Source organism: Candidatus Cybelea sp., from assembly GCA_036489315.1.
Lineage (GTDB): Bacteria > Vulcanimicrobiota > Vulcanimicrobiia > Vulcanimicrobiales > Vulcanimicrobiaceae > Cybelea.
On the sequence record DASXFZ010000060.1, the window covers coordinates 134,177 to 147,856 of the forward strand.

At 64.9% G+C, this 13,680-nt stretch carries 12 protein-coding genes and 1 rRNA gene; 9 read left to right on the forward strand and 4 right to left on the reverse strand.

Translation table 11 applies throughout. From position 1 onward, the window contains the following. Nucleotides 1–11: 11 nt before the first annotated feature. Genes VGG51_14265 through VGG51_14285 form a run of 5 tightly spaced genes read left to right on the forward strand, consistent with a single transcriptional unit; the run spans nt 12 to nt 5,008 of the window. Nucleotides 12–1,448, forward strand: a complete 1,437-nt coding sequence (locus VGG51_14265) for a dihydrolipoyl dehydrogenase (GenBank protein ID HEY1884191.1) — start codon at nt 12–14, stop codon at nt 1,446–1,448. After that, a complete protein-coding gene (locus VGG51_14270) occupies nt 1,441–2,349 on the forward strand; it encodes a nitrilase-related carbon-nitrogen hydrolase (protein ID HEY1884192.1) in 909 nt (302 codons plus the stop codon). Before VGG51_14265 ends, VGG51_14270 begins: the two co-directional genes overlap by 8 nt. Beyond that, the gene (locus VGG51_14275) at nt 2,333–3,181 is read left to right on the forward strand and encodes an NAD+ synthase (GenBank protein ID HEY1884193.1); all 849 of its coding nucleotides are present in this window, start codon (nt 2,333–2,335) and stop codon (nt 3,179–3,181) included. Before VGG51_14270 ends, VGG51_14275 begins: the two co-directional genes overlap by 17 nt. Then, a complete protein-coding gene (locus VGG51_14280) occupies nt 3,181–3,765 on the forward strand; it encodes an NAD(P)-dependent oxidoreductase (GenBank protein ID HEY1884194.1) in 585 nt (194 codons plus the stop codon). Before VGG51_14275 ends, VGG51_14280 begins: the two co-directional genes overlap by 1 nt. Further along, nucleotides 3,752–5,008, forward strand: a complete 1,257-nt coding sequence (locus VGG51_14285; GenBank protein ID HEY1884195.1) for a competence/damage-inducible protein A — start codon at nt 3,752–3,754, stop codon at nt 5,006–5,008. The genes VGG51_14280 and VGG51_14285 overlap by 14 nt, the downstream gene beginning before the upstream one ends. On the opposite strand, the gene VGG51_14290 is transcribed toward VGG51_14285, so the two are convergent. From VGG51_14290 to VGG51_14300, 3 genes are read right to left on the reverse strand one after another with little or no spacing between them, the layout of a single operon-like run. Continuing rightward, nucleotides 4,996–6,024 (reverse strand): Gfo/Idh/MocA family oxidoreductase, encoded by a 1,029-nt coding sequence (locus VGG51_14290; protein HEY1884196.1) that lies wholly within the window; start codon nt 6,022–6,024, stop codon nt 4,996–4,998. The genes VGG51_14285 and VGG51_14290 overlap by 13 nt on opposite strands. Then, on the reverse strand, nt 6,021–7,328 hold the full coding sequence (locus VGG51_14295) for an aspartate aminotransferase family protein (protein HEY1884197.1): 1,308 nt from the start codon (nt 7,326–7,328) through the stop codon (nt 6,021–6,023). Before VGG51_14295 ends, VGG51_14290 begins: the two co-directional genes overlap by 4 nt. Beyond that, the gene (locus VGG51_14300) at nt 7,325–8,539 is read right to left on the reverse strand and encodes an acyl-CoA reductase (GenBank protein HEY1884198.1); all 1,215 of its coding nucleotides are present in this window, start codon (nt 8,537–8,539) and stop codon (nt 7,325–7,327) included. Before VGG51_14300 ends, VGG51_14295 begins: the two co-directional genes overlap by 4 nt. 73 nt (nt 8,540–8,612) lie before the next feature. Here VGG51_14300 and VGG51_14305 point away from each other — a divergent pair, with 73 nt between their 5' ends. The 3 genes from VGG51_14305 to pruA are packed head-to-tail and all read left to right on the forward strand — an operon-like array spanning nt 8,613 to nt 12,347. After that, nucleotides 8,613–9,908, forward strand: coding sequence for a DUF1565 domain-containing protein (locus VGG51_14305; GenBank protein ID HEY1884199.1), 1,296 nt, complete (start codon nt 8,613–8,615; stop codon nt 9,906–9,908). A 35-nt stretch (nt 9,909–9,943) separates the two neighbouring features. Continuing rightward, nucleotides 9,944–10,762 (forward strand): indole-3-glycerol phosphate synthase TrpC, encoded by an 819-nt coding sequence (gene trpC, locus VGG51_14310; GenBank protein ID HEY1884200.1) that lies wholly within the window; start codon nt 9,944–9,946, stop codon nt 10,760–10,762. A gap of 7 nt (nt 10,763–10,769) precedes the next feature. Beyond that, entirely contained in the window at nt 10,770–12,347 is a 1,578-nt protein-coding gene (pruA, locus tag VGG51_14315) for an L-glutamate gamma-semialdehyde dehydrogenase (protein HEY1884201.1), read from the forward strand. 7 nt (nt 12,348–12,354) lie between these two features. On the opposite strand, the gene VGG51_14320 is transcribed toward pruA, so the two are convergent. After that, nucleotides 12,355–12,738 carry a hypothetical protein gene (locus VGG51_14320; GenBank protein HEY1884202.1) on the reverse strand — a complete coding sequence of 128 codons (384 nt, stop codon included), beginning with the start codon at nt 12,736–12,738 and terminating at the stop codon, nt 12,355–12,357. Nucleotides 12,739–13,174: 436 nt separating this feature from the next. Here VGG51_14320 and VGG51_14325 point away from each other — a divergent pair. After that, nucleotides 13,175–13,680 (forward strand): 16S ribosomal RNA (locus VGG51_14325); the annotation flags it as partial.

Genomic DNA, 13,680 nt, shown 5'->3' on the forward strand with positions numbered 1-13,680 from the left:
AGCGCCGCCGCGTGTCCGAGCGTCGTCGTCACGATCTGATCGTCGTCGGCGCAGGGTCCGCCGGGTACGCTGCCGCTCGCACGACGCGTGACGTCGGCTGCGACGCTGCATTGGTCGATCGAGGACCCCTAGGCGGGCTCTGCATCCTGCGCGGCTGCATGCCGAGCAAAGCATTGCTCGCCTCGAGCGATGCCCTGCAGGACGCACGAGACGCGACGGCACTCGGAGTCACGGTCGGCGACGCGTCGATCGACATGCCTTTTATCGCCGCGCGCAAACGAGTTCTCGTCAAAGAGTTTGCCGACTACCGCATCGAGGGGATCGAGCGATTTCCGCTCTACGTCGGGCCGGCGCGCTTTCTCTCGCCGACGGAACTCGCCGTCGGCGACGGTACGGTGCTCGAAGCCAAGAAGTTCGTGATTGCCACCGGCAGCAGGATCAGCGCGCCGGATCTTCCCGGACTGAGCGAGACTGGGTATCTCGACAGCGATTCCCTGCTCGAGTTGGAGGCCGTACCGAAATCGGTGATCGTCCTGGGCGGCGGCTACACGGCGTGCGAGCTCGGCCAGTTTCTCGCGCGAATGGGCGCGCGCACGACGATCCTGATTCGCAGCGGTCACCTGCTGACTTCGAGCGATGAGGACGTCGGCAACGCGCTGACGGAGTACTTCCGCGACGAAGGAATCGACGTGGTCACTCGCACGACGCTGCTCGAGGCACGCCGGCGGCCGGAGGGTAAGGCGATTCGCTTTCTGCACGAAGGCCGCGAGAGCGAGCTGGTGGCGGACGAAATCTTCTACGCGCTGGGCCGCCGGCCGGACGTCGAAGGCCTCGACCTGAGCCGCGCCGGCGTACGGTACGATCCGTCGGGCGGAATCGTCGTCGACGAAACGATGCGGACGAGTAATCCGAACATTTACGCGGTCGGTGACGTAACCGGGGAGTACATGCTGGTGCACGTTGCGATCTACCAGGGAGAGGTGGCCGCGCGCAACGCTTGTCTCGCCCTTGGCGAAAAGGCCGACTACCGCGTCGTGGCCGCGCACACGGTCTTCTGCGATCCTCAGATCGCGGCGGTCGGAGCGAGCGAAAAAGAGTTGAAGCGAAGAGAGATACCCTACGTCAGCGGCCGCTACGATTTCGCCGAGCACGGAAAGGCGCAGTGCCTTGCCAAGACCAAAGGCTTCGTGAAGATGATGGCCGATCGCGAAACGGGACGGATCTTGGGGGCGGCAATCATCGGCCCGCAGGCATCGGAGCTCATTCACGAAGTGATCGTCGCGATGACCTATGAAGCGACGGTCGATCATTTTATGCGCATCCCTCACCTCCATCCGACGCTGGCCGAGATCTGGACCTATCCGGCGGAAGAGTGTGCGGCGCAGCTGGGCCGCAGGTGCCCCGGCGACGAGCAGGTCGAACTGGCGACGAGCGTCGGCGGTGTCTGAACCTCGCGATCGGCTGCGCGTCGCAATCGTGCAGACGAAGCCGGCGAAGGGACAGTACGGCGCGAACCTTCGAACTACGAGTGAGGCGTTCGCTCAACTCTGCAGCGATCCGCCCGGCCTAATCGTTCTCCCAGAGGCGGCATTGACCGGCTACTTCCTCGAGGGCGCGGTCTACGATCTCGCGCTCCCGGCAGAACGCTTTGCAGCCGACCTCGCAACGGCGTGGCGCGCGGCCTGCCCGCGGCAGAGCGTCGACATCGTCTGCGGATTCTACGAGAACAAGAGCGGGACGTACTACAACAGCGCGCTGTACCTGCACGTCGAGCCGGAGGGCGAGCGCATCGTGCACGTCCATCGCAAGATGTTCTTGCCCACGTACGGCGTCTTCGACGAGGAGCGATTTCTCTCGCGGGGACGTAAGCTCGGCGTCTTCGCAACGCCGTTCGGCACGATGGCGCTGCTCGTCTGCGAAGATGCCTGCCACGCGATAACGGCCACCCTCGCGGCGGTCAAAGGCGCGCGCATCATCATCGTGCCGAGCGCTTCTCCCGGGCGCGGAATCGAGGCGCCCGGCGAACTCGCGAGCGTCACGCAGTGGCGCGACACGCTGCGGCTCGCCGCGATCGAGCACGGCGTGTACGTGATCTACGCCGGACTCACTGGATTCGAGGGCGGCAAGGGCATGAGCGGCTCGTCCTTCGTCGTCGATCCCCGAGGCCGAGTGCTCGTCGAAGGACCGCCATTCGAAGCGTGCATTCTTCGCGCCGATCTCGACCTGCGCGAAATCGACGTCGCGCGCGCGGGCTTGCCGCTGCTCGGCGACTTGGGCGGCGTACTGCCCGACCTCTTGCTCGACGACGAGCTGCCGCTGCCCGGAGACCGCGGTGCTGCGGGTCGTTGAGGCCCCCGCCGACCGCCTGGAGCCGCCCGGCATCGATCCTGCGGTTGCCGCCGATTGGCTCGTGGCCTTCCTGCGCGACGAGATGCTCGCCCGGCGCGACATTCCGCGCGCGGTCGTCGGCCTCTCAGGCGGAGTCGATTCTGCGGTGACGGCGTTTCTCTGCGCGCGTGCGCTCGGGGCGCGCAACGTGCACGCGATTCGGATGCCGTACCGGACCTCGAGCACCGCAAGCTTGGAGGACGCAGCCCTCGTCGTCGACGCGCTCGGCATCGCCTGTACGACGGTCGACATCAGCGCGGCCGTCGACGGCTACCTGCAGTACGAGCCCGACGCGGATCCGCGACGACGCGGCAACGTCATGGCGCGAACGAGGATGGTCGTGCTTTTCGATCAATCCGCAAAGCACGACGCGCTGCCGATCGGAACCGGAAACAAAACCGAGCGGCTACTGGGATACTTCACCTGGCATGCCGACGATACGCCGCCGCTCAATCCGCTCGGCGACCTCTTTAAGACGCAAGTTTGGGCGCTGGCCCGCTATCTCGGCGTGCCGCAGCCGCTGATCGACAAAGCGCCGAGCGCCGATCTCGAAGCGGATCAGACCGATGAAGCCGACCTCGGCATCAGCTACGCTCGCGCGGACGCCATTTTGGAACGGCTGCTCCGCGGCTACACGAACGCCGAGCTGATCGAGCGGGGTTTCGGGCGCGGTGACGTCGAGCTCGTCCGGCGCCGCGTCGACTCGACGCATTGGAAGCGCCACTTGCCGACCACCGCGATGCTGACCAACACGGCGATCAACGAGTTTTTCCTGCGCCCCGTGGACTACTGATGCGCCGGCCATTTTTTCCGGTGAGCTTGAATCTCGAAGGCCGCAAGTGCGTCGTGATCGGCGCTGTGGACGACCGGGAGGCCGTCGAGAAAACCGCTTCGCTCGAAGAGTGCGGCGCGCAGGTGCAGCGGATCTACGACGCATCGATGCTGCGGGACGAGGATCTGAGCGACGCGTTCTTCGTGATCTCGACCCCGCAGGACGCACGGCTCTCGGCTCGTCTGCGAGCCCTGGCGGATCGCGAGCGCTTTTTACTCTGCTGCATCGATCAGCCGCGTTACGGCTTCGTGGCAATGGCGGCGATCGTCAAGGCCGGTCCAGTGCGCGTTGCGATCTCGACCGCCGGGCTCGCTCCCCGCGTCGGGAAGATCATCAAAAACGCCATGGCTGCGGCGATGGACGCGCGCTTCGCGCGCTTCATCGGGAACTTGGCGCAACGGCGAGAGCGCGCCCACGCCGCACACCCCGCTCCCGATGAGTCGGCGCTGCGGCGCAACGCGATGATCGAAGCAGCGCGCGGTTTTCAGGCCGAGGTTCGTTTCGAGTACCCGCAGTGGTTTGAGCAAGACGATGCCGAACGTTGAGCTCGTTGCGGTCGGCACGGAGCTTCTACTCGGGCAGTTACTCGATACGAACACGCCGTTCATCGCCCAAGCGCTTGCAAGTGCCGGCATCGACGTGCTCGGGACGCAGGCGGTCGGAGATAATCGCGAACGAATCGCTCGCGTGCTGCTCGCGGCGCTCGCGCGCGCCGACGGCGTCGTTACGACCGGCGGTCTCGGGCCCACGACCGACGACCTGACGAAGGAGGCCGTCTGCGACGCGCTGGGTCTCGGGGTCGAGCTGTACGAGCCGGCGCTACGCCAAATGGAGGATTTCTTTGCGAAGATCGGCCGCCCAATGCGCGCCAACAATCGCAAACAGGCGGAGCTCCCGCAAGGCAGCCTCCCGCTGGATAATCCCAACGGGACGGCGCCGGGATTCATCGCGTTTTCGCGCGAGGGAAAGTTCGTCGCCTGCATGCCGGGCGTGCCGGCAGAGATGAAACCGCTGCTGAGCAACGCAGTCGTGCCATTTCTTCGCGACCGACTGCACGCGAGCGAACTCATCGTGACGCGCGTCATTCACACGATCGGCCTTGGCGAGTCGGAGATCGATTATCGCATCGGCGACCTCTTCCGCGCCAGCGAAAACCCGAAGATCGCGGTGCTCGCGCACGACTTTCGGGCCGACGTAAAGATCATGGCCAAGAGTCCGTCGGACGCGCAAGCACGGCAGCTGATCGAGCCGTTGGAGCACGAGATCGAGGAGCGCCTTGCGGGAAGCGTCTTCGGCATCGACGACGAGACGCCGGCGAGCGCGGTACTGCGCGCGCTGCGCGCGCGGGGCGCGCGCCTGGCGCTGGCCGAGTCGTGCACCGGCGGCCGCATCGCTGCGGCTCTGACGAGCGTCCCCGGAGCGTCGGAAAGCTTCATCGGGGCGATCGTCGCGTACGACAACGCCATCAAGGTCTCCGAGCTGGACGTCGCGCCGCTAACGCTCGAACGCTACGGCGCCGTCAGCGAAGAATCGGCGCGCGAGATGGCGGCCGGGGCGCGGCTTCGCCTGCAGGCAGATATTGGGCTCGCCACGACCGGTATCGCCGGGCCGAGCGGCGGAACTCCGCAGAAACCGGTCGGCTCGGTGTGGATCGCGCTGGACGACGTGCGCTCCGCGGCCCGCGCGTGCCGTTTTGCGTTCCATGGCGACCGCGACGCGGTTGTGCGCCGCGCCACCGCGGCGGCGCTGAATCTGCTGTGGCGCCACCTCGAAGGTCAGGAACCGTAGCCGGCGGAGGCGAGCACCGCCTGCGTGGCAACGCCGTCGTCGAAGGTCGGCAGCGCGTTGGGTTTTCCTTCGATCTGCTTGAGGAGTTCGTCGTAGAGCTCCATGAGCAGCGGTACGTTGGGATTGATGCTCGACTGCGCGTCGTACGGTGAGGGTTTGCAGGTAAGCTCGTCGGTGCCGTCGCCGTCGATCGTATAGAGCGTCACGTCGACGAGGTTCGGCCCGCTCGCAACCGCAGTACGGCGCTCCCCGTGTACGGCCAGCGTGTAGCCGTCAACCGCCGCGGTTGCGTCCGCGCAGAGCCTCGCGATCGTGCGATCTCCGTACTCGACGATGGCGGTCGAGCCGTCGTCGACCGTCGAAGTGAAGGTCCCCGCCGCGTCGTGGCGCTGCGGATTGGCCGTTCGCGAGATGCCGGCGCTGCGAACGGGTGCGCGGCCGGCGATCCAGTTCGCTTGATCGATCAGGTGCGAGAGCAGCGCGCCGGCCAACCCGCCGCCGCGCGCGCGCTCGAACCACCAGCTGCGTTCCCGTCGTTCGGCGGCTCGCAGCGTCGTGCGCAGCATCGTAACCTCGATGTTGCGCAGGGCACCGAGGTGGCCGTTGGCGACGAGCTCTTTGATGGCCGCGATCTGCGCGATGAAGCGAAACTCGTGCGAAATGCCGCAGGCGGTCTCGGCCGCGGCCGCGGCATCACGCATCGCGCGCGCCGCTTCTACGCTCGTTGCAAAGGGCTTTTCGCAGAGAACGTGCTTGCAGGCCGCCAGCGATGCGAGAACGTCTTGCGTGTGAGCGAACGGCGGCGAGGCAACGGTCACGAGGTCGAGCTCGCATCCGGCGAGCATCTCTTGGCAGGAGCGGAAGGCGTGCGGGATTCCTTCTTGCTCGGCAACGGCCGCCGCCTTGGACGGTGAGGCGATAGCAACGACCTCAAAATGCGGGTGTAGGCGTAACGCCGGGAGGTGCGCGATCGCGCCGAAGCCGGCTCCAACGATCCCGGTTCGTAACGGTTTCATGCCGTCGATCCCTCCGTTTCAAGGATAGCGAGCTCGAGGATCTCGAGTACGCGCTCGAGTTGCCGCTGCGCGATTACGAGCGGCGGTGAGATGGTTATGACGTCGCCGCAGCGACCGGATTGAAGAAGGATCAGTCCGCGGCGCAGCGCCGCTTTGACGACGGCCGTTGCCTGCGCGCCGTTGCGAAACGCAATGCCGTAGAGCAGCCCGGTGCCGCGAACGTCGACGACGCTCGGGTGAGCGCGCAGCCCTTGCAGACGCGGCCACAGCGCTCGTCCGGCGCGGCGCGCCCTGGCGGGAAGGTCTTGACGTTCGAGCTCGTCGATCGTGGCGATGGCCGCGGCGCAGGCGAGCGGATTCCCGAGATACGTTGATGTGTGCAGTGCCTCGCCGCTCGATTCCGGCCACGCGCTCATGATCTTCGCGCGGCCCGCCGCCGCGCTGATCGGCAAACCGGAGCCCATCGCCTTGCCGATGCAGAGGATGTCGGGAACGACGTTCTCGCGCTCGACCGCAAACCAATCTCCCGTTCTTCCGAAACCGGTGAAGATCTCGTCGACGATCATCACGATGCCCCGCTCGTCGCAAAGGGCGCGCAACGCTTGCAGGTAGCCGCGCGGGGGAACGACGACGCCGCCGCGTCCTTGAATCGGCTCGATGATGACCGCCGCGAGATCGTCTCGCTGTGAGAAGGCGCGCCGTGCAGCGTCGATGGCCGCCTGCGCGCTCGTCGCGCTCTCCGAAGGGTAGCTCAGGAGCAGAGGTGCGGCACCCAGCGCGCCGGCGAAGGGCCGGCGAAACCGCTCGATTCCTCCGACGGAAAGCGCGCCGAACGAAAGCCCGTGGTAGGCTCCGTGGTATGCGGCGAAGCGGCTCTTTCCGGTGTAGAGCATCGCGCTCTTGAGTCCGGCTTCGACCGCCTCCGAGCCGGTCGTCGCCAGAAAAACGGTCTCGAGGCCGCTCGGAAGAATTCGTGCCAGGCGCTCGAAGAGCTGCACGCGGATCTGCGATGGATGCACGTCGCCCATGCCGTGCACAAGCCGTCGCGCTTGCTGCGAAACCGCGTCGGCGACACGTGGATTACAGTGCCCGGCATTGGCGACGCCGAAGGCCGCCGTCGCGTCGAGGTAACGGTTGCCGTCGACGTCGGTAACGGTCGCGCCGTCGGCCGACTCCCAGAAGACGGGAAAATCGTTGGAAAGAAACGTTACGTTGCGCGATTCGTGCGCGCGTAAACGCGTCGCCAGTTCCGCGGTGTGCGGTCCTGGAATTTCGGTGACGAGATTTTCGAGCGCCTCGCTCACGTTTCGTCGACGATCCAGCGAACGAACTCGGCAATTCGCGGGCGGCCGCCGTGCGGATTCGCCAAGCGGGGCGCCTGCAGCGAACCAAACGGCGCGACCCGCGCCGCACCGCTTGCGGCGGCAAGATCGCGTGCCGGGGCGCCGCCCGGTGCTACCGCGAGCGACTCGAGGCTGATCCGATGCAGCCGCAGATATTCAAGCGCATCCGCCGGCGCGTCTACGGAGCGTACGTTGATCGCTCGCGGCGCAAGGAGCGGAGCTTCTTCCAAGGGTGCATCGAGGAGCACCAGCGAGGATGCAGCGGCATCGACGACATCGCGATCGACGACCGCGGTTCGAAAGGCGGCCAGATCGCGCGCCATGGCGCGTCTCGCCGCGCCTTCGGTCCGCGGCAGGGCCGGAAAGCGCACTTCAACCGTTTCGATCGCGCGCCGCAGGAGGGTGCAAAACGCTTGCGGAGAGACGTGGCCGCCGCGCTCGACGAAGAGCAGGTGAAGCGAAAGGCAGCCTTCGCCGTCATAGAGGAGCATGTCACGCGCCGCGTCCCGTGCCAGCGCTGCGGCCTCGCTTTCGCTTTGCAGTGCCGGCGCAGCGAGGTATCCGGCGCTGGATTTTGCCGGATACGCGATGTAACGCGTGGGAACGCGCAGCGTGCTCGCGATGGCGTTTAGCGTCGCATCGGCCCCGAAGGCGACGACGCAGTCGTACTCTGCGAGGTCTACGCGGTCGCGTTCGCCTCGCCAAGGCCGGGCGACGGCAGCCGGACCAAACTCCGGCGACGCCTCGGCGAGCGTCGCAAAAAAGGCGGCGACGAGGTGATCCGCGCGGTCTTTCACCAGCACGTCGCACTTCGCGCAAAGCGCGAAGATCGCGGGGAGGATCGCGACGCCGATCGTCGTGCGGCTAGAAACGACGCAGACGCGCCCGATCCCGAGTGCTTTCGCGAACAGCCCGGGTTCGCACTCGATAAAGGTGTCGAGGGCGTCGAGCGAGCCCAGTTCGGCAGCGATAACGCGGCGCAGCCCGTCCGCGGTTATCGAACGAAACAGGCGGTCGAACGCGTAATCGACGACCGGCAGAGAGTATTCCATGCGCTCGCTTACCGCCGCGCGAGCGCGTTGCCGCGCCGCGAGCGCCGGATTCCTCCAGGCGCTCGCGGCCGCGTCGATCGCGTGGACGATGGATCGCACGGGCAGGCTCTTAACCATCATTTCATCTCTTCAGGGGTCTTGCGGGCGTCTCCCCGAGGTTCCGGCAGATGGTACGGCAAAGGGGCGAACACGAATGCGAACTGCCTGGTTTTCGCGTCTCTTCTTTGCAGCAGTCGCGGTTGTCGCCCTGGGCGGCGTGCTGAGCGGGACGGGCTGCACCAAATGGGGTCAACCCGGCCCGATTACGCCGACGCTCGAGCCGATCTCGACGCTCTACGTCGACGCCGGCAGCGGGAGCGATACGAGCGGCAACGGGAGTCAAAGCAAACCCTACCGGACGCTGACCAAGGCCGTCGACGTGATCGCGACGTCGAAGAATCTGTCCGCGAACGGCGTCACGATCAACCTCACCCGCGGCGATTACGACGCGGCCATCGGCGAGAAATTTCCCATCGTGGTCCCCACCAATGTAACCTTGTCGGGTCCAAATTTTACCGGCGATCCGCGCAGCGGCGCCTTCGTGAATGGAATCGGACAGGACGCACTGTACGAGAAGCTTTTGCACGCGCCTTCGGGCAGCGCGTACGCCACGATGGATATCGTACCGGGCGTGACCGTTACGATCAGAAACCTCTACGTCGGCGCGGCGCGGGTAAAAATCCCCGGATCGGCAGCGTACGTATCGGTGGACGATTTCGGGGCGGTCAGCGGTTCGGATGCCGGGTTCGGCGCCGGAGTCGTGTCGTCGCTGCCCAACATCGGCGGCGTTCTGACCATCGGCGGGTCGCTCGATTGCAGTTCGTGTCAAATCCGCGGCAATCTCTTCGCCATCGGTGCGCTCTCCGTTCCCGGCTCCTCGTCGGGCTCGGGCTCGGGTTCCGGTTCCGGTTCGGGCTGCAGTGGGAGCGGTAGTGGCAGCGGCAGCGGTAGTGGTAGTGGTAGCGGCAACTGTCCGGGTGTAGCAACGATCACCCTTACGCACGCGGACGTCGACGCCTCGCTTTCTGCGCGCGTTACCGACATCGCCACCGACGGCAGCGCCAACATCACCGCATCGAATCAGTCGTTCGTGCGGGCGGCGTACGCATTCCAAGACTCCCTCAAACCAATCGCCGCCGTCGCGCCGGGCGCGGTCGACTTCGGCGGCGGGGCGGGTAAATCGCCGGGCGGCAACGTCTTTATTGGGGCGCATGTCACCGAGATCGACATCAGCCGCCGGTCGGAGACGATTTACGCGCTCGACGATGTCTGGAATCCCAATCAGCAGCGGGCAAACCGTAATAGTCAGTACAGCCGCAGGATCGTTTTTCACGCCGGAGCGAGTGGAAAGAATGTGACGATCGTTAAAAGCGCCGCCGGGTCGACGGTAACGGTTGGGCCGGCCGTCGCGCCGACGCCGAGTACCTCGCCCAGCCCGACCCCCACGTAGAGATCGACCCAGACTCTAGGGATACGCGTTCACCGATGACCGACATGCTCGCCAAGATCTTTGCGGCTAAAGCTGCGTCGCTCGAGCAGGAGCGAGCCCGCGAACCGTACGAGGCGGTGCGCGCGAAGGCGCTCGAACGGACGCCGCAGCGGCGCGGATTCCTACAGGCACTGCAACGCGCGGACGGCGATGCAATCATTGCCGAGATCAAGCGCGCTTCACCCTCCGCCGGGCTCATCGCGCGCAGCTTCGATCCGGTCGCGATCGCGCGCGGCTACGACGAGGCGGGCTGCGATGCGATCAGCGTCCTGACGGAGCGCGATCACTTTTTGGGCGATCTCGCCTATCTCGAGTTGGTCCGAGCGGTTACGAGCCGGCCGCTGCTGCGCAAGGATTTTATGTGGACGCGCTATCAGATCGCGCAGTCGGCAGCATACGGAGCCGATTGCGTGCTGCTGATCGTCGCCGGCCTTGAGGACGCCGCGCTTGCCGAGTCGATGGGCGAAGCGCGCGAATACGCACTCGACGTCCTCGTTGAGGTTCACGACGAGCACGATTTGCAGCGGGCGGTCGCCGCCGGCGCTCGGCTGCTGGGCATCAACAACCGGAACCTGCGAACCCTCGAGACCGATCTCGCCGTCAGCGAGCACTTGCTGCCGAAGGTGCCCCCCGAGATCTTCACGATCAGCGAGAGCGGCATGCGCGACGCATCGGACGTTGCGCGGCTGCGTTCGGCCGGCGCCCAGGGGTTCTTGATCGGAGAAGCGCTCATGCACTCCGGCGATCCGCGGGCCCTGGTTGCCGCCCTGCGTGGGCGAGAAGCAGCAAGGGCCGGCGAGGCCGGGCGTGTATGATAACGGTATGACCACTACAGCAGAGAAGCCGCTCGGCGAGGTCGGGCCCTTTACCAACGAACGCGTCAAAGATTTCAAAGATCCCGCCGATCGCACGGCGATGAGAGCCGCCCTCGCGGCTGTGAAGGGACGGCTCGGGGCCGAGTACCCGCTCGTCATCAACGGCGAGCGTATTGAGACCGAGAAGAAGATCCGGTCGCTCAACCCGGCCGATCCGTCGCAAGTGGTGGGAATCGTCAGCTCGGCCTCGGCGGCGGAGGCCAATGCCGCGATCGACGCAGCCGCGCGAGCCTTCGAATCGTGGAAGCGGCTGACGCTGGCCCAGCGCGCCGCCTACCTCTTTAAGGCGGCCGAGCTGCTGCGTGCCCGCCGCCTCGAGTACGACGCGCTGCTGGTCTACGAAGTCGGTAAGAGCTGGCCCGAAGCCGATGGTGACATCGCCGAGGCGATCGACTTTCTCGAGTTTTACGCGCGCGAAGCGCTGCGTTACGGCGAGCCGCAACCAGTCGTTCCTTTAGCAGGCGAGCGCAATGAGTTCGTCTATATTCCCCTCGGCGTCGGGGCGGTGATCCCGCCCTGGAACTTTGCCGGCGCGATCATGATGGGAATGACCGGCGCGGCGATCGTTTCGGGGAACACCGTCGTGCTTAAGCCGTCAAGCGATGCAGCGATCGTCGCCGCTTGGTTTGTCGATCTGCTGGCAGAGGCCGGCGTGCCGCCCGGCGTCGTGAACTTCATTCCAGGGTCGGGGAGTGAGATCGGCGACCTGATCGTGACGCATCCGCAGGTCCGCTTCATCTCGTTTACCGGATCGAAAGAGGTCGGACTGCGAATCAACGAGCTCGCGGCCAAGCCGCAACCCGGGCAGAAGTGGATCAAGCGGGTCGTCGCCGAGATGGGCGGTAAGGACTCGATCGTCGTCTGCGCCGATGCCGACCTCGACGCGGCGGTCGAGAGTGTCGCCGTCTCTGCCTTCGGATTCCAGGGCCAAAAGTGCTCAGCGTGCTCCCGGGCCATCGTCGAAGAGCCGATTTACGACGAGTTCGTCGCGCGGCTGAAGCAGCGCGTCGCTCAGATTACGGTCGGCGATCCGGAGAACCCGGAAAACTATATGGGTCCCGTCGTGAACGAGGCGGCGCTGCGCTCGATCATGCGCTACATCGAGAAGGGGCAGAGCGAAGGCCGCCTGCTCTCGGGCGGCAAGCGCATCGGCGAGAACGGCTACTTTCTGGAACCGACGGTCATCGCCGACGTCGCCCCCAACGCAACGATCGCTCAGGAGGAGATCTTCGGGCCGGTGCTTGCGGTCATCAAGGCCAAGGACTTCGACGACGCCATGGCTATCGCCAACAATACCGAATTCGGCTTGACCGGCTCGCTCTACACGAGCGATGAGGCCAAGATAGAGCGAGCAAGGGGCGACTTTTACGTCGGCAACCTGTATTTCAACCGGAAGAGTACCGGCGCGCTCGTCGGGGTCCACCCGTTTGGGGGCTTCAACATGTCGGGCACCGATAGTAAAGCCGGCGGGAACGACTACCTGCAGCTCTTCATGCAGGGAAAGACGATCTCACGTAAGGTTTAACGGTGGACTAGCCGAGGTCGCGGAAGCAGATCTCGAGCTTGTTTCCGGCGGCGTCCTCGAAGAACGTGGCGTAGTAGAACGGGGTGTACTCTTCGCAGACGTGCGGAGGCTCGAAGGCCTGGGCGCCGGCGGTCTGAGCGATCGTGCCGAGGCGGTCGACCTCTTCGCGGCTCGCTCCCCAGAGGGCGATCCGGCTGCCGTTGGGGCGGTGTGCCGGATCGGCAATGATCCCGAAAAAGGCGTTGGAGCGCTCTTCGCCCCGACGATAGTAGCAAACCGAGTTCGCGTCTTCGGAGATGTGAGCGAATCCCATCGCCGGCAGCAGCGCGTCGTAGAGAACGCGGGCCTTCGCGAGGCCGGAGACTCGGAGATCAACGTGGTCGAAGAGCATCGGCGCCTTTCCTCTTATAATAGCGTCCGAAAATATAGCGTCCGGGGAGCGGTCTCGTGACGCCGGAAAAAAAGTTCGAGCACGGTGCAACCAATCGGCCGACCGAGGGGTCTGTGAAAGTAACAAGGCGTGTTTCCTTGACACGCCGATACGGCGGCGATATGATAGCCGTCGGCCCCAAAACCGACTCTCGTCGGCCGGGGCAGTTCCCCGCGGTCTTCAGAGGCGTTCGGCGCCAACCTGGTCGGTCGATACGCTTTGGGGGTTACCGCGGGTTTAATACGCTCCTTGAAAACTGAACAGTACAGCAAGCGCATAAGTCTGTGGGTCTCCGACGTCTTTAAGACAACGTCAACTGGCAATGTCTTTTGAGTCGCGAGATTTCGTACAATAACTTATAGAGTATAGAGCCTTCATCAAAGGCTTCATAAAGTTTTTTATGGAGAGTTTGATCCTGGCTCAGGACTAACGCTGGCGGCGTGCCTAACACATGCAAGTCGAACGGGGTAGCAATACCCAGTGGCAGACGGGTGAGTAACACGTGGTCAACCTACCTTTATGTGGGGGATAACTAGCCGAAAGGTTAGCTAATACCGCATACGATCGTCGAGTGGCATCACATGACGATGAAAGGAGCAATCCGTTGAGAGAGGGGACTGCGTCCCATTAGTTAGTTGGTGGGGTAACGGCCTACCAAGACTCCGATGGGTAGCTGGCTTGAGAGAGCGACCAGCCACACTGGAACTGAGACACGGTCCAGACTCCTACGGGAGGCAGCAGTGAGGAATTTTCCGCAATGGGCGCAAGCCTGACGGAGCGACGCCGCGTGTGGGAAGAAGGCCTTCGGGTCGTAAACCACTGTCGAAGGGGAAGATATTGACGGTACCCTTGGAGGAAGCCCCGGCTAACTACGTGCCAGCAGCCGCGGTAAGACGTAGGGGG

What these genes read in the sequence shown, in the direction of transcription:
- VGG51_14280 (HEY1884194.1), top strand. Translation starts at nt 3,181, where the DNA reads ATGCGCCGGCCATTTTTTCCGGTGAGCTTGAATCTCGAAGGCCGCAAG.
- VGG51_14285 (HEY1884195.1), top strand. Translation starts at nt 3,752, where the DNA reads ATGCCGAACGTTGAGCTCGTTGCGGTCGGCACGGAGCTTCTACTCGGG.
- VGG51_14290 (HEY1884196.1), bottom strand. Translation starts at nt 6,024, where the DNA reads ATGAAACCGTTACGAACCGGGATCGTTGGAGCCGGCTTCGGCGCGATC.
- VGG51_14300 (HEY1884198.1), bottom strand. Translation starts at nt 8,539, where the DNA reads ATGATGGTTAAGAGCCTGCCCGTGCGATCCATCGTCCACGCGATCGAC.
- VGG51_14305 (HEY1884199.1), top strand. Translation starts at nt 8,613, where the DNA reads ATGCGAACTGCCTGGTTTTCGCGTCTCTTCTTTGCAGCAGTCGCGGTT.
- trpC (HEY1884200.1), top strand. Translation starts at nt 9,944, where the DNA reads ATGACCGACATGCTCGCCAAGATCTTTGCGGCTAAAGCTGCGTCGCTC.
- pruA (HEY1884201.1), top strand. Translation starts at nt 10,770, where the DNA reads ATGACCACTACAGCAGAGAAGCCGCTCGGCGAGGTCGGGCCCTTTACC.
- VGG51_14320 (HEY1884202.1), bottom strand. Translation starts at nt 12,738, where the DNA reads ATGCTCTTCGACCACGTTGATCTCCGAGTCTCCGGCCTCGCGAAGGCC.